General features: G+C 34.9%; 1 protein-coding gene. It reads right to left on the bottom strand.

Annotated elements, in window-relative coordinates:
• A partial coding sequence (locus ACEYW6_RS36875; RefSeq protein ID WP_412983703.1) for a hypothetical protein occupies positions 1-212 on the bottom strand: 212 nt, incomplete at both ends.

Below are 212 nucleotides of genomic sequence, written 5' to 3'. Positions count from 1 at the left end.
GTCATTGAATGTAGTTTTCGCTTCAAGTAGCTGCTGATGATATTGAGAAACTTGCTGTGTTAATCCTAATACTGCTTCAGTTAAGGCTGACTCGACAGTTGATTGCTCAATATAATCAAAGATTGATAAAATGGTTTTCTGATCTGCATGGGATTGCAACTCAGCCGTAAATGCTTCATCAAAGTCATTGAATGTAGTTTTATCAATAAATA

This window comes from Nostoc sp. UIC 10607 (assembly GCF_047228265.1).
GTDB classification, from domain to species: domain Bacteria; phylum Cyanobacteriota; class Cyanobacteriia; order Cyanobacteriales; family Nostocaceae; genus Nostoc; species Nostoc foliaceum_A.
The sequence above is the reverse complement of the archived record's forward strand: the minus strand, read 5'-3'. Positions and strand labels throughout refer to the sequence as shown.